16 protein-coding genes, 3 tRNA genes and 3 pseudogenes are annotated in these 17985 nt (G+C 64.5%); 6 read left to right on the top strand and 16 right to left on the bottom strand.

Annotated features, from left to right (window positions below):
• Positions 1-52 precede the first annotated feature (52 nt).
• Positions 53-145 (top strand) — tRNA-Ser (locus tag XAXN_RS10490).
• Between the two features lie 1122 nt (positions 146-1267).
• Positions 1268-3226 (top strand): methyl-accepting chemotaxis protein, encoded by a 1959-nt coding sequence (locus tag XAXN_RS10485; RefSeq protein WP_054319506.1) that lies wholly within the window; start codon positions 1268-1270, stop codon positions 3224-3226.
• Between the two features lie 414 nt (positions 3227-3640).
• On the opposite strand, the gene XAXN_RS10480 is transcribed toward XAXN_RS10485, so the two are convergent.
• Positions 3641-4342, bottom strand: a complete 702-nt coding sequence (locus XAXN_RS10480) for a pirin family protein (RefSeq protein WP_054319505.1) — start codon at positions 4340-4342, stop codon at positions 3641-3643.
• A 133-nt stretch (positions 4343-4475) separates the two neighbouring features.
• Between XAXN_RS10480 and XAXN_RS10470 the strand changes: the two genes are divergently transcribed.
• Together XAXN_RS10470 and XAXN_RS10465 are read left to right on the top strand one after the other, a co-directional pair.
• Entirely contained in the window at positions 4476-5420 is a 945-nt protein-coding gene (locus XAXN_RS10470) for a LysR family transcriptional regulator (RefSeq protein WP_054319503.1), read from the top strand.
• A 44-nt stretch (positions 5421-5464) separates the two neighbouring features.
• Positions 5465-6456: pseudogene (locus tag XAXN_RS10465) on the top strand (DedA family protein/thiosulfate sulfurtransferase GlpE).
• A 168-nt stretch (positions 6457-6624) separates the two neighbouring features.
• Here XAXN_RS10465 and XAXN_RS10460 read toward each other — a convergent pair.
• The 10 genes and pseudogenes from XAXN_RS10460 to XAXN_RS10415 all read right to left on the bottom strand — a co-directional run bounded on the left by XAXN_RS10460 (position 6625) and on the right by XAXN_RS10415 (position 12780).
• Positions 6625-6701: transfer RNA gene (locus XAXN_RS10460), tRNA-Arg, on the bottom strand.
• A 93-nt stretch (positions 6702-6794) separates the two neighbouring features.
• Positions 6795-6871 (bottom strand) — tRNA-Arg (locus XAXN_RS10455).
• A 40-nt stretch (positions 6872-6911) separates the two neighbouring features.
• A pseudogene (locus XAXN_RS10450) lies at positions 6912-7788 on the bottom strand (alpha/beta hydrolase family protein).
• Positions 7785-8594 carry a bifunctional hydroxymethylpyrimidine kinase/phosphomethylpyrimidine kinase gene (gene thiD / locus XAXN_RS10445; RefSeq protein ID WP_054319501.1) on the bottom strand — a complete coding sequence of 270 codons (810 nt, stop codon included), beginning with the start codon at positions 8592-8594 and terminating at the stop codon, positions 7785-7787. The pseudogene XAXN_RS10450 and the gene thiD overlap by 4 nt, the downstream one beginning before the upstream one ends.
• Positions 8595-8631: 37 nt before the next feature.
• Complete coding sequence (locus XAXN_RS10440) at positions 8632-9303, bottom strand: YoaK family protein (protein ID WP_054319500.1); 672 nt, start codon at positions 9301-9303, stop codon at positions 8632-8634.
• A gap of 6 nt (positions 9304-9309) precedes the next feature.
• A complete protein-coding gene (locus XAXN_RS10435; RefSeq protein WP_054319499.1) occupies positions 9310-9792 on the bottom strand; it encodes a hypothetical protein in 483 nt (160 codons plus the stop codon).
• Positions 9792-11189: a PhoH family protein gene (locus XAXN_RS10430; protein ID WP_054319498.1), complete on the bottom strand. Its 1398-nt coding sequence runs from the start codon at positions 11187-11189 to the stop codon at positions 9792-9794. The genes XAXN_RS10435 and XAXN_RS10430 overlap by 1 nt, the downstream gene beginning before the upstream one ends.
• A gap of 82 nt (positions 11190-11271) precedes the next feature.
• Entirely contained in the window at positions 11272-11754 is a 483-nt protein-coding gene (locus XAXN_RS10425; protein ID WP_042822139.1) for a peroxiredoxin, read from the bottom strand.
• 37 nt (positions 11755-11791) lie between these two features.
• A complete protein-coding gene (locus XAXN_RS10420) occupies positions 11792-12142 on the bottom strand; it encodes a ribonuclease E inhibitor RraB (RefSeq protein WP_054319497.1) in 351 nt (116 codons plus the stop codon).
• 11 nt (positions 12143-12153) lie between these two features.
• Complete coding sequence (locus XAXN_RS10415) at positions 12154-12780, bottom strand: glycine cleavage system transcriptional repressor (protein ID WP_134980278.1); 627 nt, start codon at positions 12778-12780, stop codon at positions 12154-12156.
• Between the two features lie 91 nt (positions 12781-12871).
• Between XAXN_RS10415 and dapA the strand changes: the two genes are divergently transcribed.
• Both dapA and XAXN_RS10405 read left to right on the top strand, forming a co-directional pair.
• Positions 12872-13780: a 4-hydroxy-tetrahydrodipicolinate synthase gene (gene dapA / locus XAXN_RS10410; protein WP_054319496.1), complete on the top strand. Its 909-nt coding sequence runs from the start codon at positions 12872-12874 to the stop codon at positions 13778-13780.
• A 16-nt stretch (positions 13781-13796) separates the two neighbouring features.
• Positions 13797-14315 (top strand): hypothetical protein, encoded by a 519-nt coding sequence (locus XAXN_RS10405; RefSeq protein WP_054319495.1) that lies wholly within the window; start codon positions 13797-13799, stop codon positions 14313-14315.
• Between the two features lie 129 nt (positions 14316-14444).
• Here XAXN_RS10405 and fdxA read toward each other — a convergent pair whose 3' ends face one another.
• The 5 genes and pseudogenes from fdxA to XAXN_RS10380 form a co-directional block, all read right to left on the bottom strand.
• Entirely contained in the window at positions 14445-14768 is a 324-nt protein-coding gene (fdxA, locus tag XAXN_RS10400; protein WP_042822145.1) for a ferredoxin FdxA, read from the bottom strand.
• Positions 14769-14850: 82 nt separating this feature from the next.
• Positions 14851-15729: a 2-dehydro-3-deoxygalactonokinase gene (locus XAXN_RS10395; RefSeq protein WP_054319494.1), complete on the bottom strand. Its 879-nt coding sequence runs from the start codon at positions 15727-15729 to the stop codon at positions 14851-14853.
• On the bottom strand, positions 15726-16634 hold the full coding sequence (locus XAXN_RS10390; RefSeq protein ID WP_054319493.1) for an SMP-30/gluconolactonase/LRE family protein: 909 nt from the start codon (positions 16632-16634) through the stop codon (positions 15726-15728). Before XAXN_RS10390 ends, XAXN_RS10395 begins: the two co-directional genes overlap by 4 nt.
• Positions 16628-17776: a galactonate dehydratase gene (dgoD, locus tag XAXN_RS10385; RefSeq protein ID WP_042822150.1), complete on the bottom strand. Its 1149-nt coding sequence runs from the start codon at positions 17774-17776 to the stop codon at positions 16628-16630. Before dgoD ends, XAXN_RS10390 begins: the two co-directional genes overlap by 7 nt.
• Positions 17773-17985 (bottom strand): annotated as a pseudogene (locus XAXN_RS10380) (2-dehydro-3-deoxy-6-phosphogalactonate aldolase); the annotation flags it as partial. The pseudogene XAXN_RS10380 and the gene dgoD, both read right to left, overlap by 4 nt.

Genomic DNA, 17985 nt, shown 5'->3' with positions numbered 1-17985 from the left:
CCCGGTATTCTTCGCGGCCTGCCACAGACACTGCGGCAGGTAGCAAAAAACTGGAGCGATGCCCGAGTGGCTGAAGGGGCTCCCCTGCTAAGGGAGTATAGGGTCAAAAGCTCTATCGAGGGTTCGAATCCCTCTCGCTCCGCCAGTGTTCTAAACGCCCGCAAATCAATGATTTGCGGGCGTTTTTATTTGTGCCGTGCGTTCGTCGAGAAGGCGATATTGGGTTGAGAGCGTCGCCCGGCACTGCGGCACTGAGCGTCGTTCCGGTTTCTGCGGCATCCGCAGGTGCTCGCTGACCTCAGCTCGATTCTGCAGACGCGTCCTGGAGCGTACTCTGGCTAGCAGCCTGCGCGGCGAAAGGGTAATGCTGTGCGCGTCGCCAGTGGCAACAGTGCTTGCGGAAGGGCCGGCTCTGAGCTCGACTGCTGGCCGGAGGTTTGCCACGATTTTTCGCGTCTCTCACCAGCTCACACATCTCAAGCATGAGAGTTGCTAGTTGGCGAGGACCTTGTCTGCTCGCATCGCTCTACAGTCGATAGTCAGGCGTTAGGCGCCTGCAGTGCGATCGCGAGTTGCATTGCTTGCTTACGAAGAGGTCTTGCCCTGCTTGCTCGCTGCCAGTCCGACAGATCTCGGCGCAGCTCTGCGACATGTCGTTCCATCCGCATGGTTGTGGCATGCGCTTGCAGGCATGGGCGCACGACACGCGATGAGGCGGCAATCCAACGTCTTGTACGCCAGCGTGCCGTGCGGCGCATCGAGCGAGAGGCGCCGACGTAAGCGATAAAGCCTCGTATCGATGGCGTCTTGGACGCTTCCGGTTTCTGCTGCTCTGCGCATGCAGGCGCCAGGCGAATGGCAGCGCTGCTTCCACGCTAAAGATTGAGCATTGATCTGTCGCTGCCGTGAGTGGATCGGTGCACCAATCCACTCGTCTGAATCATCAAGGAGTAAGGATCAAGACCAAAACCAAGACCAGGATCGATGACCTAGCGTGAAAAGCCTATCGATGTCCGGCGATCGAGGTTGGCAGTGCAGCGATTGAGTCTTACACCATAGCGATCGCCTGCCCGGGATGCCACGAAAGGAACTCAAGGCGGGTGTCATTAACGCTGCGCGCAGAGCGCGCCGCCTCTGCCTTACACATCTGAACCGCCCTGTAGATGCGGCACGTGGTGGGGGTCAAGTAACCGACGCATGGGTCGCTAAGGACGTGAACCATATCTCGGATGTTGACGTGATGCGCCTATCGCACCTGCTTGGACGAGTGTTCTCCTTCCGGGGTCGCGGGCTGCACCACAAGGTGGCAGCGGTGGACCGGGTGATGGCGGTGATCGAGTTCGACCTGGACGGTCGCATTCTGGATGCAAACCCGAACTTTCTGGCCCTGATGGGGTATCGGCTGGACGAGGTGGTCGGTCAGCACCACCGCATGTTCGTGACGGCCGCAGATCGCGACAGCGAAAGCTATCGGCACTTCTGGGAGGGGCTGCGGCGCGGCGACTTCAATGCCGGGCGCTTTTGCCGGCTGGATAAACGCGGGCACGAGGTGTGGATCAATGCCTCCTACAACCCGTTGCTGGATCGATCCGGCAAGGCGTATCGCGTGGTGAAGTACGCCACCGACATCACTGCGCAGGTCCGCCAGACAGCCGATTTCGAGGGGCGTATCGACGCTATCGACAAGGTGATGGCCGTCATCGAGTTCTCGCTGGACGGCACGGTGCTCGCGGCCAACCAAAACTTTTTGCAAGTGATGGGCTACCGGCTCGAGGAGATTCGCGACAAGCACCATGGCATGTTCGTCGATGCCGGTACGCGCCAGTCGGCTGCCTATCGCGCGTTCTGGGATTCGCTCGGGCGCGGTGCCTTCGATACGGGCCGCTATCGTCGCATCGGCAAGGACGGCAGGGAGGTGTGGATCCAGGCGTCCTACAACCCTGTGCTCGACGGGCACGGGCGTCCGTACAAGGTAGTCAAGTACGCCACCGACGTGACCCGTCAGGTGGTCGATTCGGCCGATGCGGACGGGCGCATCCGGGCGATCGACAAGGTCATGGGGGTGATCGAGTTCGACCTGGAAGGCAACGTGCTTGGGGCGAACGAGAACTTCCTGACCATCATGGGGTACCCGGCGGCCGAGGCGATCGGTCAGCACCACAGCGTGTTCGTGGATGCCGCCTACCGCGCATCCGATGAGTACCGGCAGTTCTGGGCGAAGCTGGCAAGCGGCCAGTTTGATGCGGGACGTTATCGCCGACTGCGCAAGGATGGCAGTGCGGTGTGGATCCAGGCCTCCTACAACCCGATCATGGATGTCTCCGGGAGGCCTTACAAGGTGGTCAAATACGCAACCGACGTCACCGACCAGGTGCGTTCGGCCGAACGGATGCGCGATTTGATGCTGCAGACCATGAGCATTGCGCAGAACGTGCAGCGCGAGGCGCACCATATTTCCGTAAGCAACCAGGAGCTGGTCAGTCGCGTGTCTACGCAGTCTGCTGCCGTGGCGCAGACCTCGAGCACGATCGATCAGCTGGCCGCAACGGTGCGGGCCAATTCCGAGAATGCCGGTTCGGCGCGGCGCATGGCCGAAGACTCGGCAACGATGGCGCGGCGCGGTGCCGACGTCATTGCCGACGTGGTCAAGACCACCGCCGGCATCCGCTCGGCGACCGACCGCATTGGTCAGATCATCGAGGTCATCGACGGCATCGCATTTCAGACCAACATCCTGGCCCTGAACGCTGCGGTCGAGGCGGCGCGGGCAGGCGAGCAGGGACGCGGTTTTGCGGTGGTGGCGACCGAAGTGCGTAGCCTTGCGCAGCGCTGCAGCGTGTCGGCCAGGGAGATCCGGTCCTTGATCGACAATGCGACCGATCAGGTCGGCGATGGCTCGCGCCTGGCCGAACAGGCCGGTGTGGTGATGCAGGACATGGTGACCTCGGTACTGCGCGTCACTGCGACCGTGGAGCAGATCGCCGCCGCCAGCCATGATCAGGCGCTGGACATTTCCAGCGCCAACACCGCGTTGCAGTCGATCGGCGTGCAGGCGCGCGACCAGGCGCAAATGGTTGGCGACCTGGCGCGTTCGGCGCGCGTGCTGGAAGGCGATGCGGATGCGCTGTTCGCCTTGGTCAATGGCGATGCGGATGGCGGGGCGGATTGTGCGCCAGTGCAGGTCGATGCGCAGGCTGCGCGGCGCGCAACATCGAGGGTGGCGTGATGATGGTTCACTGCGTCGCATACGCGACATAGTGATGTTCCCTGAGATCTTGCAACTACGTTGTAGTGCATCTCGGCGCAAGTGGTCAAACCTGCGGTGCGGAGGTATTCGCTGCCATCAGCGTCGCTGCGATGACATACAGACCGTTGCACTGATGATGCGCACTGCGATTGGCAACTTGTAAAGCGCAGATCGCAACCCGCAGTCGCGAGTCGCATTTCCGTCTCATGGATCTTGGGTGCGAAGGTACAGGGTGCAAGCCACGACCCACGAGCTGCCATGTCACGGCTGGCCAACTCCAAGAGGCTTCGCACAACACAAGGCGCGCGTGAGCGGGCTTTGTCTGTTTCGGCACTGACCAGCGCATCGCACATGAATCCTGGGCGGGTAGGCCATCCATCCAGCCCTGGTTGCTTACTTGGGCAGGTCGAACACCAGGACTTCGGCATCGCGTGCGTCGGCCAGTACGATTTCCGGCTCGCCGACGATCTGTACCGCGTCGCCAGCCGACAGTGCCTGCCCGTTGACGCTCAGGCTGCCGCGGGCCACCTGCACATAGCCAATGCGGCCTTCGGCCAGCGGCTGCTGCAGACGCGCCTCGCCATCCAGGATCGAGGCATACAGGCGTGCGTCCTGGTGCAGGCGCAGCGAGCCGTTGTCACCGCCTGGCGAGGCGATCAGGCGCAACTGATTGCGTTTGCTGTCGGCATCGAAGTGCTTTTCTTCGTAGCTTGGCTCGATGCCGGCACGCTCGGGCAATACCCAGATCTGCAGGAAGTGCACGGGCTCGCTGGCTGAGTGATTGAACTCGCTGTGCGTCACGCCGCTGCCGGCGCTCATGCGCTGCACGTCGCCGTAATGCAGGACCGAGCCGGTGCCCATGCTGTCCTTATGTTGCAGCGCGCCGCCCAGGACGTAGGAAATGATCTCCATGTCGCGGTGTGCGTGGGTGCCGAAGCCTTCGCCCGGCTGCACCTTGTCCTCGTTGATCACCCGCAGCGGGCCAACGCCCATGTGGCGCGGGTCGTGATAGCTGGCAAAGGAAAAGGTGTGGCGCGAGGACAGCCAGCCATGTTCGGCGCGGCCACGGGTTTCGCTCTTGCGGACATTCAACATGCTGCTTCTCCTTGAAAGATTCGGAATTGGCGCTGGGCGAATCGGTGTCCAGCGGCTTGATGCGTAGTCTCCGCCTCTGCGTCCGGCACAAAAAGCGAGTAGATTTTGGCGCTATCATCGAAAATTTCGAACAATGAAAATCAGCCTGGAAGCGCTGCAAATCCTGGATGCCATCGACCGGCGTGGCTCGTTCGCTGGCGCAGCCAAGGTGCTGTTCAAGGTGCCTTCGACGATTTCCTACACGGTGTCCAAACTGGAAGAGGATCTGGGTGTGCAGCTGTTTGCGCGGGTGGGGCCCAAAGCCACGCCGACCCAGGCTGGCCGCGAGCTGTTGCGCGAGGGGCGCCACCTGCTGCGTGCCGCGCAGGAGCTGGAGGTGCGGGTGCGGCGGGTAGCCTCAGGCTGGGAGTCGGATTTTGCGATCGGGCTGGATGCGGTGCTGCCTGCGGCCTTGCTACAGCCGCAGATCCTGGACTTCTACACCGTGGCCGACAGCACGCGGCTGCGCGTGCTGAGCGAGTCGTTGTCGGGCAGTTGGGAGGCGCTGCTGGACAGGCGCGTGGACCTGATCGTGGCGGCGGGCGAGGGGCCCAGCGGTGGCGGCTATGTGGCCGAGCCGATCGGCACGTTGCGGTTCGTGTTTGCCGTGGCATCCATGTACCCGCTCGCGGATGCCGGCCTGCTGGGCGCGGCGGAGCTGGCCGACCACCGTGCGATCGCCGTGGCGGACTCGGCGCGGCGCCTGCTGCCGCGCACGGTCGGGCTGCTCTCCGGGCGCGATGTGCTCACCGTGCCCGATATGCAGACCAAACTGCTGCTGCAATTGGCCGGCGCCGGCTACGGCTTTCTGCCCGAACCGTATGCGCGCGGTGCGCTGCAGCAGGGCCGGCTACGCGAGGTGCAGGTGGAAACCCGCAAGCCCGACGAAACCTTTTATCTGGCATGGCGGCCGGGCGAAGAGGGAGAGGCATTGAGCTGGTGGCGACGCGCCTTGCGCAGCGAGGGCCTGTTCGAGCGCTGGTTGCACGCCTTGGCCGCAACGTATCGTTCCGTCGCCGCCGGGCAGTCGCCGCTGTGAGGGAAGGCGGATAATGGTCGCCCGCCGTCGCGCAGGGTCGTCGCATGCAAGGCTTGATCGAGCAGTACGGATTGGCGCTGGTGTTCGCCAACGTGCTGGCGTTGTCGCTCGGGCTGCCGGTGCCAGCATTGCCGACCCTGGTGCTGGTCGGCGCCAGCTATGCGTTGCAAGGTGGCAGCGATGCCTGGCTGGCCGGGCTTGCAGCGTTGGCGGTGTCTGTCGCGGCAAGTCTCTTGGGTGATCTGGTCTGGTATCTGGCCGGTCGCCGCTTCGGTAACCGCACCTGCAGTCGCTGTGTCGGCTGTCGCTGTCGCGCGACAGCTGCATGAAGCAGACCGAGTGCTTCTTTTCGCGCTGGGGCGTGCGCGTGCTGGCAGTGGCCAAGTTCGTGCCGGGCTTGTCGATGGTCTCGGTGCCGATGGCCGGGGCAATGCGGGTACGTCCTGCGGCGTTCCTGCGATACGACGCCTTCGGTGCAGCGTTGTGGGCGCTGGTCGGCCTGAGTGTGGGTGCTGTGTTCGCACGTCAGGTGCAGGACGTGCTCGCCTTGCTGTCCGACCTCGGCTCGGGCGCGATCGTGGTCTTGGCCGCGTTGCTGGCCGGCTATGTCGGTTGGCGCTCGCGACGACGGCAGAGCCTGTTGCGATCGCTGGAGCATGCGCGCATCGCGGTAGAGGAGCTGGTGCCGTTGCTGGATGGCGAAGAAAGCCTGCGGCCGACCGTGCTGGATATCCGCGCCCCGGGCTATCGCCAGTTGCAGCCATACACGATTCCCGGCGCCGTGTTCGCCGACGAGCGTCAGCTGGCGCAGATCCTTGCCAGCGTGCCGCGCGACCGCAGCGTGGTGATCTACTGCGCGTGTCCGGACGAGGTGTCCGCAGCATGGTTGGCCGCGCGGATGCGCGAGCGCGGGTACCACGATGTGCGGCCGCTGCTGGGCGGTCTGGATGCATGGCGCGATGCCGGGCATCCGGTGACATCGCTGGTGCCGGTGGCGCTGGTTGCCGACACGAACCCGACTGCTGCCACGGCCTGATTGCACTGGATGCGGCGCCTGTGGTGACCTCGGCGAGCGTTTCGCTGCGAGATCGGCATCGCCCGACGTAACGGCACGCTGCAATCCAGTGCGATGCGCCTCATCGTCTGCTTCGGCAAAAACGACGGGCAAAAAAAAGACCAGCAAGCTGGTCGTTTTCTTCAAGATTGGTGCGCCCGGAGAGATTCGAACTCCCGACCGCCTGGTTCGTAGCCAGGTACTCTATCCAACTGAGCTACGGGCGCATATCTTGTTTGACTTGCAGATCTGACGCAGGGCGATCGGATCTTTTTAACGAAAAACAGCGTGTTGGTGCTGCCTTTTTCTTGTTCTGAGGATGGTGCGCCCGGAGAGATTCGAACTCCCGACCGCCTGGTTCGTAGCCAGGTACTCTATCCAACTGAGCTACGGGCGCCTCGTCAGGAGCGGAATTATGCGGACGACCGACGGGCCCGTCAATCCCTTTGTGAAATTGCAGCGTCGTTGAAGTGGTGGTCAGGCGCGCAGCGCTGCGACCACGGCCGCAGGCGTTTTCATCCAGGCGAAATGATCGCTGCGTGTGCCCAGTTGCTCATCATCCAATCGCACATGGTTTGGGTGTGCCTGCGGCATCTTGTTGAGTAACGCGTGCAGCGCACCTGCCGGGCCCCACGTGTCGCGTGCAAGGGTCACTGCGCGGATCGGGACGCGCAGTTGGCCCAGTGCCTGTTCCAGATCCCATGGCGCGCCTGCCGCGCGATAGCGATTGCTGCGGCCGATCTGTGCCCAATCGGCAATCAGGCTACGTGCTTCGGTGCCGCCAAAGCCGAGCTTGCGCCCGTGCAGCACGCCTTGCCTGCGCGCCAGCCACGGCAACAACCCAAACGCCAAGGGCAGGCCGTAACGCATCGGGGCGGGAAAATTGCGCCAGTACGGCGAGCCGCTGGCCACCAGCCAGAGCTGGGCGAATTGCGCAGGATGCAGCGCGGCATAGCAGCACGCGAGCTGACCGCCAAGGCTGTGTCCACCAACAATGCGCGGCAACTGCGCATCATTGATATCGAGTAGCGCGTGGCTGGCGGGGAGATCGTCTGCAAGCAGCGTGCGATAGCCCCAATCGTGCTCACGCGACGGGTGTAGCGTGCTACTGCCGTTGCCGCGCCATTCGTGCAGATACACCGCAACCCCGGTGGACGCGAGCGCCTGTGCGAAGGGTTGGTAATGCCGCGCTGCCACGCCCAACGCAGGCAGCCACAGCAGCGTTGTCGTCGGGTGCGGTGGCGCACAACGGATGATTTGCCAGCGGTGCCCATCTGCAGCGCTGGCGAGCAGTGTATCGGTCTGCACGCTCATGCGCCGGGCGCGGCGCCGAAGTGGTCGAGCACCAGCACATCGCTGTGGCCGGGGCGTTGGCCGAGGCGGATGGCGCGTGCAACGTAATCGATCGCCGCTTCGCAGGCATTGAGCAGCGACAGGCCCTGACACAGCTGCGCGGCGATGGCCGCCGACAGGCTGCAACCGGTGCCGTGCGCATCGACCTGCAGGCGCGGGTGCATGAACACGTCCTGGGTCACGCCGTCATCGAAGCGGTCGAGCACGCGTGCGCCTTCGTGCAGATGTCCGCCCTTGAGCAGCACGGCGTTGGCACCCAGGTCGAGTAAGGCGGCGGTGGCATGTTCAGCGGCGTCGGCGCTGTCGATGCGGCGGCCGGTCAGCAGCTCGGCTTCGGGCGTATTGGGGGTCACCAGGGTGGCCAGCGGCAGCAAGCGCGTGCGCAGCGCGCCCAGTGCCGCATCTTCGAGCAGGCGCGCGCCGCTGGTGGACACCATCACCGGGTCGAGCACCACGAACGGCGGGCGATATCGCTCAAGCAGGTCGGCCACGCAATGAATGACCTCGGCATTGGCCAGCATGCCGAGTTTGACCGCCTGGATCTGGAAATCGGCGAAGCAGGCATCCACCTGCGCCTGCAGAAAGGGCAGTGGTGGAAGATGCACGGCGGTGACGGCGCGGGTGTGTTGCGCGGTCAATGCGGTAATCGCCGACAGCCCGTGCACGCGGTGTGCGGCGAAGGTCTTGAGGTCGGCCTGGATGCCGGCGCCCCCGCCGGAGTCGGAGCCGGCGATGCTCAATGCAGACAGCGTACTGGGCGTAGTCATGTGGCGATTCTGCACTGCTGGCCGGAGGATGTGCGCATCATCCTGTGCGCCAGCGACGCCATTGCAGGTAGGCGACATAGCCGGCACCGGTCAATCCGGTGAGGCTGGCCGGCAGGTAGAGCGCGTCGTACTGCCAGCGCTGGAACAGCAAGATGCCGAGGATGCTGCCGCCGAGAAAACCGCTGATGATCAGTGCGCTCAGCGCGAGGCGGCGCACCTGCAGCGAGCGCCCGCGCAGCAGGTGCCCCAGGCCGATGCCCAGGTCGGTGAACATGCCGCTCAAATGCGTGGTGCGGACCGCTGCACCGCTGAGGGTGGTCGCCATCGCATTCTGCAGGCCGCAGGCGCCAGCGGCGCACAGGACACCACCGACATGATGCAGCTTGAACAGCGCAATGGCGCCCAGCAACAGCAGGGCCTCGATCAACAGCGCAGCGCCGTAGCGCTGTCCAAGCCGCAAGACATCGTCTTCAATGATCAGTCCACTGAGCATGGCGCCTGCGCAGAAGGCGATGAGAATGCCGCAGAGAAAGCCGATGTCTGGAGCTGCGTCTTGCGCCAGGGCAACGCCGAGCAGGCTGGTCGTGCCGGTGAGGTGGCTGACCACTTGGTGTTCGGAGCCCAGGTAGGCCACCATATTGACCATGCCGGCCACGGCCGACAATGCCACCGCGCCAATCCAGACCCAGCGCGGCAGCAGGATTCCCATCTCGGGTCAGGGGCTACCGTTGATTGCGATCTGCGAGAACGTGCCGGTCTGCGGGTCGTACAGCGCACCCCAGAACATGCTGCCGCCGTCGCAGACCTGGATCGCTTCCCGCGCCGGTTTCACCGGCGGGTCGTTGGGGAGCTTGAACGCATTGATGTAGATCAACTGCTGGCCCTGGATCACCACACCCACGTATTGGCGGTCGAACTCGCGCGGCTCGGCAATGGTGGGCGTCAACGCATCCTGCCGCGCTTCGAGCTGTTCGATCTGCTGATGGCTCGGCGCCCAATAGCCGCTGATCTGGCCGGGATGCCGCGCCGGGCTGTCGCGCGAGCAGGTCTGCAACACCTGTTCGGCCACGCTCTGCCGGGTGATGATCCAGGACTGCCCGTTCTTGAGATTGGTCGGCACGCTGGCTGGCCCCTGCGTGGTGGCGCAGCCGGCCAGCGCGATCACCGCGAGCGCCACCGCGCCGCGATATGCGCGCATCACAACACCTCCGACGCGAAGTCGGCCAGACGCGAGCGCTCGCCGCGACGCAGCGTGATATGCGCGCTATGCGGCCATGCCTTGAAGCGATCCACCGCGTAGGTCAGCCCCGACGTGGTTTCGGTGAGGTAGGGGGTGTCGATCTGTTCGACGTTGCCAAGGCACACGATCTTGGTCCCAGGGCCGGCGCGGGTGATCAGGGTCTTCATCTGCTTGGGCGTGAGGTTTTGCGCCTCGTCCAAAATCAGATACCGCGACAGGAAGGTGCGGCCGCGCATGAAGTTCATCGAGCGGATCTTGATGCGACTGGCGAGCAGGTCGTTGGTGGCTGCACGGCCCCACGAGCCGCCCTCCTGGTTGTGCGTGAGCACTTCCAGATTGTCGGTCAGTGCGCCCATCCACGGGGTCATCTTTTCTTCTTCGGTGCCCGGCAGGAAACCGATGTCTTCGCCCACGCTGACGGTGGCGCGGGTCATGATGATTTCCCGGTAACGCTGCTGGTCCATGGTTTGCGCCAGGCCTGCGGCCAGTGCGAGCAAGGTTTTGCCGGTGCCGGCGGTGCCGAGCAGGGTGACGAAGTCGATCTCCGGATCCATCAGCGCGTTGAGCGCGAAATTCTGCTCGCGGTTGCGTGCCACGATGCCCCAGACCGCATGCTGGCCGCTGCGGAAATCGTCGACCAGGCACAAGGCGGCCTTGCCGCCGCCCACCTTGGCCACGCGCAGCTCCACCTCATCGTCGCCAGGCAGGTACAGGTACTGGTTCGGATACCAGTCTTCGTCCTCGGCCAGGACGATTTCGTAATGCGTGCGGCCGCGTTCGTTCCAGCTGCGCAGATCTTCGTTGTGCTTCTGCCAGAAATCTTCCGGCAGTTCGATCGCACCGGTGAACAGCAGGCTGAAATCGTCCAGCGCACGGTCGTTCTGGTAGTCCTCGGCGGCCAGGCCGCTGATATAGGCCTTGATGCGCAGGTTGATGTCCTTGGACACCAGAATGACCGGCACATCCGGGTTTTCTTCGCGCAGCGCCAGTACCGAGGCCAGGATCTTGTTGTCCGGCAGCATTTCGCCGAAGGTGCGGCCCGGATCGATGGGCTTGATCTGGAAAAACAGCCGGCCGATCGCGGCCTGGCCCTTGAGCTGGATGCCCTGCGGATGGCTGAGCAGGATGCCGGCCTGGATCTGCTCGGCGTTGGTGTTCTCCAGCAATTCGTCCAGGAACCGGCTCACCTGGCGCACATTGCGGCTGACTTCGGAGGTGCCCTTCTTGGCGTTGTCGAGCTCCTCGATCACCTGCATCGGCAGGAACACATCGTGTTCCTCGAACTTGAACAGCGCGGTGGGATCGTGCATCAGCACGTTGGTGTCCAGCACGTAGATGCGCTTGCCTCGGGTCATTGGGTCTTCCAAGTGATGGAGCAGGGGCGAGCCATCACGCCTGCCGGGGCAGGGTGATGGAGGAAGCGGGAAGCGAGGGGTGTCACTGTTTGGCGTGCGCCTTTACTGCGGCCAGCACGGCCTCGGCATGGCCGGCCACCTTGATCTTGCGCCATTGCTGCACGATGCGACCCTCGGGCGACAGCAGGAAGGTGCTGCGCTCGATGCCGAGCACCTGCTTGCCATACATGTTCTTTTCCTTGATCACGTCGAAGGCGCGGCACAGCGCTTCATCGCTGTCGCTGATCAACGGGAAGGTGAAGCCTTGCTTGGCGCAGAAGTTGTCGTGCGACTTCACCGAATCGCGCGAAACACCCAGCACCGCGGCGCCGGCTTTTTTGAACTGTGGCAGCAAGGCGTTGAAGTCCAGGCCTTCGGTGGTGCAGCCGGGCGTGCTGTCCTTCGGGTAGAAGTACAGCACCAGCCATTTGCCGGCATAGTCGCGCAGGGTGGTCTGGGTGCCGCCGGACAGCGCCAGCGGTAGGTCGAAGGTTGCAGCGGGTAATTCCAGCACAGCGTCGGTCATCGTTGCTCAGCCCAAAGTGGAGGGGCGTACGGCGCGGTCATGCCGGGCCGACGTCCATCCCATCATAAGCAACCACATGGAAGCGTTTGGCAAGTGCGTCGAACTGCGCATTGCGCTGATTCAGCGACTCGATGGTGTGGTGTTCTTTCTTGTCCACATGCAGGAAGTACGACTCTTCATCATCGCCGTCGTCTTCGTCGCGTTCGCCGAGGAAGATGTCGATGACGCGATAGCCGTCCTGGGCCAGTTGCTCGGCGAGTTTCTGCAGCGGCTCCTGCGCAGGATCGGCGAAGAAGTATTCCCAGCGCAGCGGGCCGTCGAGATTCCAATCGGTCTCGGAGCGGATGTGGTTGAACATCTGTGTTAGCGCAGAGATCGCGATGGCCATTGATGGGTGCCTTAGAACTTCATCGGGTCCATGATCGCGTCGAGATTGAGGTGATCACAGAATTCCAGGAAATCATCGCGCAAGGCGGCGATGTGCATGTTGGCCGGCACGCCGATCGTCACCTGCGCCGAAAACATCTCCGCGCCGGTCTGCATGGCGCGGTAGCGCGTGCTCTGCAGGTTTTCGATGGTGATGCCCTGGCGGTCGAAGAAATCGGTCAGCTGGAACAGGATGCCCGGCTTGTCGGCGGCAATCACTTCGACGATGTACGGCAGCAGATTGGACTGGGTCTGCTTGGGGCCGGTGCGATACCACACCAGCTTCAGTCCTTCTTCGCGTTCGAGCCGGGTCAGCATGGCTTCGAGCTTGGCGACCGAATCCCAGGAGCCGGTCGCCAGTGCGGTGACCGAGACGTCGCGCCCCACCGTGGCCAGACGGGCGTCCACGAGATTGCAGCCGCTGTCGGCGATGCGGCGAGTGACGGGCAACAGGGGGGACTCCGGATGCGTCGTGTAGGCGTTGATCAGGAGGTGATTTTCGGTCGGCGAAGGCCGGGGTGTAGAGTCGGTCAAAGGGGCTTCCGGCATTGCATCAGGCTGAATGGCCGCCCGGGCAGGCGCCCTGGCGGTGACCAGCATACTTGCCCGTGCTTTCGCGCCGCAAGTAACATGCAGGCGGTCGCAACCCGCGCGCGCGGGCCTTTTCCTGTCATGTAAGAGCAGCAGAATTTTGTCCCTTTCCGGCATCATCACCGCGCTGGCGACCCCCTTCGGTCCCGATGGCGCACTCGACCTGGATGCCTGGCGGCGGCTGCTGGAGCAGCAGTTGCGCGGCGGTGTGCAGGGAATCGTGGTTGCCGGCTCCACCGGCGAAGCGGCGGCATTGAGCGAGGACGAATACGACACGCTGCTGCGCGCTGCTGTGGCGCAGGTGGCCGGCAGTGTGCCGGTGCTGGCCGGCACCGGCTTGTCCGGCACGGCAAAGACCATTGCGCAGACATGTCGCGCTGCGGCGCTGGGCGCGCAGTACGCGCTGGTGGTGACGCCGCCGTACGTGCGTCCGACCCAGGCCGGCTTGAAGGCACACTTTCTGGCGGTGGCCAACGAAGGTGGCCTGCCGGTGGTGCTGTACAACGTGCCGGGTCGCACCGGTTGCGACCTGCTGCCGGAGACGGTGGCCGAACTGGTGGGCCATCCGAACATCGTCGGTATCAAGGAAGCACGGAGCGAACCCGAGCGCATTGCCGCGCTGTTGGCGCTGCGCAGCGCCAGTTTTGTGGTGCTCAGCGGCGACGACGGCAGTGCGGCGCACGCGATGTTGTCCGGCGCTGCCGGGCTGATCTCGGTGGCTTCCAACGCCTTGCCGGCGGCGTACCGGCGCCTGTGCGATCTGGCCCGCGATGGCCAGCGCGATGCCGCCACCGCCTGGGACGCGCGGTTGAGCGAGTACCACAGCTTCTGCGGCATCGAATCCAATCCCACCTCGGTCAAGGCGCTGCTGCAGCGCGCCGGGATCGGCCACGGCCTGCGCTTGCCGCTGCTGCCTCTTTCTGCGGCGCACCAGCCTGCTGCCGACCGCCTTGCCGCCGACGCCATTGCGTTGGAAACGCTTTCCAGCCGCGAAATGCTCGCGGCCTGACCCAGGAGATCTATCGATGCGTCATTCCGTTTCCCCCGTCCGCGTGCTGTCGCTCGCGTTGCTGGCGACCGCCACCGTCGCTGCCACGAGCGGTTGCAGCTGGTTTCACAAGGGCGCGCGCGGCGACTATGCGCTGGCCCCGGAAGCCCGCCCGCTGGAAGTGCCGCCGGATCTGAACCTGCCCGACACCTCCGGTGCGATGAAGGTGCCGACGCTGGCCTCCACCACGCAGCAGAACAGCAACACGCCGCCGTCGGCGAGCGCCAACAGCGGTTTCACCGTGCCGGGCGAGCGCGACGAGGTGTTTGCCAAGGTGGGCGCGGCACTGGCCGATATCCCAGGCCTGACCATTGCCAGCAAGGCGCAGATGCTCGGCTCATACGACGTGAGCTACGAGGGTTCCAGCTTCCTGGTGCGCGTGGTCAAGGTCGATGCCGGCAGCTACGTGTCGGCAGTGGACCCGCGTGGCATGCCAGCAACCGCAGCCGCGCCGGTGGCGGTGATCACTGCGCTCAAGGGCAAGCTGGGCGGCTGAGGCCGGTTCGGTTTGCTGGATGGCAAAACGGGCGTCCTGGGCGCCCGTTTTGCGTTGGTGCGGAGTTTCCTGCGCTTGCTCTGCAGAGGCACGCGGCCATATGGATGCGTTGCGTCTGGCCCGTGCAACTCAGCGCTGTAGCAGCGTCAATTTGTTGGGCTTACCATCCCATTCGGCGGCATCCGGCGCCGGTTCCTGACGCACGGTCAGCACCGGCCAGGCCTTGGCGAGTTCGGCGTTGAGGGCCACGAAGGCTTCCTGGCCCGCTGGCACGTCGTCTTCGGGATAGATCGCGTTGGCGGGGCATTCCGGCTCGCACAGGGTGCAGTCGATGCACTCATCCGGGTCGATGACCAGGAAGTTCGGGCCGACGTGGAAGCAATCCACCGGACAAACCTCGACGCAATCGGTGTATTTGCACTTGATGCAGTTTTCGGTGACAACAAAAGGCATGGCGGAATCCGGCGTTTAGCCTTCCGATTCTAAAGCAGTCGCGTGATGGGTGTGGAGGTGTCGGCGTTTTGCTGCTGGCCTGTCAGGCCAGCCCGCGCTGCCTGGCCAGCGCGAACAACCCTGCCGCAGCCAGATCTTCCGGATGCAACTGGCTTTCGACGCCCAGATGCTGCAACGCCAGTGCGTAGCGTTGCGCCAGAGCAGGGCTGCCGACCAGATGCACGATGGCGTGACCGCCGCGATGCTCGCGCAGTTCGTGGCCGATCAGCAGGCCCGAGAGGTAGGACGGCAGCGCCGCGGAGGACAGGCGTTGGAACAGGCCGAGCGTGCGGGTGCCGAACAGGTGGTGGCTGAGGCCGCCGGGGGCGTTGCTGCGGTCGACACCTTGCACGAATGCGCCAGCGTCCAGCTCGGCGTGGTCGTCATCCATCAGCTTGCCGAGGATGCTGTGCTGACGCAGCACGGCGTACAACTCGCCGGTCATGACGGTGGAAAAATCTGTCAGCTGGCCGTTGGCGATCCGCGCCCATTTGCTGTGCGTGCCGGGCAGGCAGGCGACATGCGCGCCGTCGCCGAGTGCGGCGATCAGTCCGACCAGTTGGGTTTCTTCGCCGCGCATCACATCGGGCACGCCGGCTTGTTCGCCGGTGCTGACGCCGGGCACGAACCACAGCGCGCGGCCGGGCAACAGGGCGTCGTAGCAGCGCATCGCACGGGCGAGTGCGGCGGTGTCGGCCGGGCAGGGCAGGTAGGGTTGCTCGACCCAGCCATTGCGGCTGCCGATCATTCCCGAGAGCAGCAGCGGGCCGTCCCAGCCGTCGACCAAGCCAGCCAGCACCTCGTCGAAGCGGCCCTGGCAGGCCAGGATGCCGGCGCTACCGCGGCGCTGCTCACGGACGTTGCCGTGGGCATCGAGCAGATAGCCGCGCAGGCTACTGGTGCCCCAGTCGATGGCGATCACGCGCTCGCCACCCGGTTTTCGGGCAGGCCGGCGATGGCGAGCTCGCAGACGAACAGGCTGCCGGCCTCGGGCATGCGGGCTAGTTCATCGGCGCTATGGTCCAGACGCGAGCTGATCACGTGCAGGCGGTCCAGCGCGGCACCGCCGAAGGCGCTGCAAGTGGGATGCTTGATCGGCAACTGCACGATGCGCTCCACGCTGCCGTCGGGGCGATAACGCACCACGCGCGACGCACGCCATTGCGCATTCCACAGGTGGTCTTCGCTGTCGATGATCGAGCCGTCCGGCTCGGCGTCATCGCGATCGAGGGTGGTGAACACACGCGTGTTGCTGGTTTGCGCCGTCTGCGGGTCGTAATCGCAGCACAGGATCTGCGGGCGCACCGAATCGCAGTAATACATGGTGCGGCCGTCGAGGCTGAAGCAGATCGAATTGGGAATGGACACGCCCGGCAGCGGCAGGGCGCGCAAGCCATGCTTCAGCGAAAACTGGTAGAACGCACCGCGTGCGGCCTTGCTGTCGTGCTCGTCCATGGTGCCGAACACCAGATTGCCAAGCCGGTCGACGCGGCCATCGTTGCTGCGCGTGAGCGGGTTGTCCGCTTCCACGTCTGCCAGTTTTTCGAAGGGCACGTCTTCTTCGATGGTGTCCGGATCGACAATGCCGATTGCCTTGGCCAGCGCAACCAAGACGCGGCCATCGTCCATCAGGCCGATGCAGCCGGGGCGGTCGGGCAGCGTCCAGTAGCGCGTCTGCGCGCTGGACGGATGATGCCGCCACAGGCGTTTTTCGCTGATGTCGACCCAGTACAGCGCTTGGCGCTGCTCGCACCACAGCACGCCTTCGCCATGCGTGCAGCGGCTGTCGACCGCCAGCACGGCGGTGTGTTCGGGCGTGCTCACCATTCGGCGATGCTTCCATCGCTGTGGCGCCACACCGGGTTGCGCCAGTCAGGCGGGTTTTCGTTTGCGCGCTTGAGCATCTCTTCGTCGATCTCCACACCGAGCCCGGGTTTGGGCAGGGCCGCAATGCTGCCATCCACGCAGTGAAAATCGTCTTTGTTGATGACGTAGTCGAGCAGGTCCGCGCCTTCGTTGTAATGGATGCCGATGCTCTGTTCCTGCAGCACGGCGTTGTGCGAAACGAAGTCCACGTGCAGACACGCGGCGAGTGCGATCGGGCCGAGCGGGCAGTGCGGGGCGAAGCCCACATCGTAGGCTTCGGCCATCGCGGCGATCTTGACGCATTCGGTGATGCCGCCGGCATGCGACAGGTCCGGTTGCACCATGCCGATGCCGCCGGCGCACAGCACGTTCTTGAACTCGAAGCGCGAGAACATGCGCTCGCCGGCGGCGAGCGGAATGGAGGTGCTTGCGGCAAGGCGCGGGTAATACTCGGCCTGTTCGGCCAGCACCGGTTCCTCGACGAATAACGGCTTGAACGGTTCGAGCTCGCGCAGCAGCGCCTTGGCCATCGGCGCGCCGACGCGGCCGTGGAAATCGATGCCGAAGTCGATGGTGTTGCCGCAGGCTTCGCGGATTTCGGCCACCTTGACCACGGCGGCATCGACGGCGCGCGCGCTGTCGATCAGCTTCATTTCTTCGGTACCGTTGAACTTGAAGGTGTCGAAACCCAGCGCGCGGTAGTCGGTGATCTGCTGGATGATGGCGCCCGGGCGGTCGCCGCCGACCCAGCGGTAGGTCTTCATGCGGTCGCGCACCAGTCCGCCCAGCAATTCGTACACCGGCACGCCCAGCGCCTTGCCCTTGATGTCCCACAGTGCCTGGTCGATACCGGCGATGGCGCTCATCAGGATGGCGCCGCCACGGTAGAAACCGGCGCGGTACAGGGTCTGCCACAGGTCGTTGATGCGCGCCGGATCCTTGCCCACGACATAGCCGGCCAGTTCGTGCACGGCAGCCTCCACCGAGCGCGAGCGGCCTTCGATGACCGGCTCTCCCCAACCGGTGATGCCCTCGTCGGTCTCGACCTTGAGGAACAGCCAGCGCGGTGCGGCGTGATAGGTGGTGAGGCGGGTGATCTTCATCCTTGCAGTTCCTGGTAGGCCTGCACGAAGGCGCGTGCATGCGTCTGGGTGGTTTCGAGCGATTGGCCGGGTTTGTACAGTTCGCCGCCGATGCCGGCACCGGCGGCGAACTGGGCGATGAAGCCGGCCAGGGTCTGCGGGCTGACGCCGCCCACCACGTACACCGGGATGTGCGTGGGCAGCACCGAGCGCAGCGCGCGCACATGCGC

It is taken from the genome of Xanthomonas axonopodis (assembly GCF_001304695.1).
In the GTDB taxonomy this organism is placed as follows: Bacteria; Pseudomonadota; Gammaproteobacteria; order Xanthomonadales; family Xanthomonadaceae; genus Xanthomonas; species Xanthomonas axonopodis.
The sequence above is the reverse complement of the archived record's forward strand: the minus strand, read 5'-3'. Positions and strand labels throughout refer to the sequence as shown.

Bases quoted from the DNA above. Each gene is read 5' to 3' on its own strand.
- XAXN_RS10430 (WP_054319498.1), bottom strand. From the start codon at position 11,189: ATGACCCGAGGCAAGCGCATCTACGTGCTGGACACCAACGTGCTGATG.
- thiD (WP_054319501.1), bottom strand. From the start codon at position 8,594: ATGACTACGCCCAGTACGCTGTCTGCATTGAGCATCGCCGGCTCCGAC.
- fdxA (WP_042822145.1), bottom strand. From the start codon at position 14,768: ATGCCTTTTGTTGTCACCGAAAACTGCATCAAGTGCAAATACACCGAT.
- XAXN_RS10420 (WP_054319497.1), bottom strand. From the start codon at position 12,142: ATGGCCATCGCGATCTCTGCGCTAACACAGATGTTCAACCACATCCGC.
- XAXN_RS10390 (WP_054319493.1), bottom strand. From the start codon at position 16,634: ATGGTGAGCACGCCCGAACACACCGCCGTGCTGGCGGTCGACAGCCGC.
- XAXN_RS10440 (WP_054319500.1), bottom strand. From the start codon at position 9,303: ATGGGAATCCTGCTGCCGCGCTGGGTCTGGATTGGCGCGGTGGCATTG.
- XAXN_RS10435 (WP_054319499.1), bottom strand. From the start codon at position 9,792: ATGCGCGCATATCGCGGCGCGGTGGCGCTCGCGGTGATCGCGCTGGCC.
- dgoD (WP_042822150.1), bottom strand. From the start codon at position 17,776: ATGAAGATCACCCGCCTCACCACCTATCACGCCGCACCGCGCTGGCTG.
- XAXN_RS10405 (WP_054319495.1), top strand. From the start codon at position 13,797: ATGCGTCATTCCGTTTCCCCCGTCCGCGTGCTGTCGCTCGCGTTGCTG.
- XAXN_RS10415 (WP_134980278.1), bottom strand. From the start codon at position 12,780: ATGCTGGTCACCGCCAGGGCGCCTGCCCGGGCGGCCATTCAGCCTGAT.
- XAXN_RS10480 (WP_054319505.1), bottom strand. From the start codon at position 4,342: ATGTTGAATGTCCGCAAGAGCGAAACCCGTGGCCGCGCCGAACATGGC.
- XAXN_RS10470 (WP_054319503.1), top strand. From the start codon at position 4,476: ATGAAAATCAGCCTGGAAGCGCTGCAAATCCTGGATGCCATCGACCGG.
- XAXN_RS10425 (WP_042822139.1), bottom strand. From the start codon at position 11,754: ATGACCGACGCTGTGCTGGAATTACCCGCTGCAACCTTCGACCTACCG.